Origin of the sequence: Halopseudomonas salina (assembly GCF_014637955.1) — a bacterium.
Classification (GTDB): domain Bacteria; phylum Pseudomonadota; class Gammaproteobacteria; order Pseudomonadales; family Pseudomonadaceae; genus Halopseudomonas; species Halopseudomonas salina.
On record NZ_BMFF01000018.1, the window covers coordinates 1 to 1,145 of the forward strand.

General features: G+C 57.6%; 1 protein-coding gene. It reads left to right on the forward strand.

The features are described from left to right. Positions 1–1,145 (forward strand): elongation factor Tu (gene tuf, locus IEV54_RS17270; RefSeq protein WP_150279461.1); only part of this gene is annotated, 1,145 nt, incomplete at both ends.

Below are 1,145 nucleotides of genomic sequence, written 5' to 3' on the forward strand. Positions count from 1 at the left end.
GTGGGCACCATCGGTCACGTCGACCATGGCAAGACCACTCTGACAGCGGCATTGACCAAGGTTTGCGCTGAATCCTACGGCGGTTCCGCCCGTGGTTTCGACCAGATCGACAACGCGCCGGAAGAAAAGGCCCGTGGTATCACCATCAACACCTCGCACGTAGAGTACGATTCTCCGACTCGTCACTACGCGCACGTTGATTGCCCTGGCCACGCTGACTATGTGAAGAACATGATCACCGGTGCTGCGCAGATGGACGGCGCTATCCTGGTCTGTTCCGCTGCTGACGGCCCTATGCCGCAGACTCGCGAGCACATCCTGTTGTCCCGTCAGGTTGGTGTACCTTACATCGTCGTGTTCCTGAACAAGGCTGACATGGTCGATGACGAAGAGCTGCTGGAACTGGTAGAAATGGAAGTGCGCGAGCTCCTCAGCGCCTACGATTTCCCTGGTGACGACACGCCGATCATTATCGGTTCTGCGTTGATGGCCCTGAAGGGTGAAGACGACAACGAAATGGGCGTTACTGCTGTTCGTAAGCTGGTCGAGACTCTGGATGCCTACATCCCAGAGCCCGAGCGTGCTATTGACAAGCCGTTCCTGATGCCAATCGAAGACGTGTTCTCCATCTCCGGTCGCGGTACTGTTGTGACTGGTCGTGTCGAGCGCGGCATCGTCAAGGTCCAGGAAGAAGTCGAGATCGTCGGCATCAAGGACACCGTCAAGACTACCTGTACCGGTGTCGAGATGTTCCGCAAGCTGCTTGACGAAGGCCGTGCTGGCGAGAACGTTGGTGTTCTGCTGCGTGGTACCAAGCGTGAAGACGTAGAGCGTGGTCAGGTACTGGCCAAGCCGGGCACCATCAAGCCGCACACTCAGTTCGAAGCTGAAGTGTACGTGCTGGGCAAGGATGAAGGCGGTCGTCACACTCCGTTCTTCAAGGGTTACCGCCCACAGTTCTACTTCCGTACTACTGACGTGACCGGTTCGTGCGAACTGCCGGAAGGCGTTGAGATGGTCATGCCTGGCGATAACGTCAAGCTGGTCGTCACTCTGATCGCTCCGATCGCCATGGAAGATGGTCTGCGCTTCGCGATTCGCGAAGGCGGCCGTACCGTTGGTGCCGGCGTGGTTGCCAAGATTAT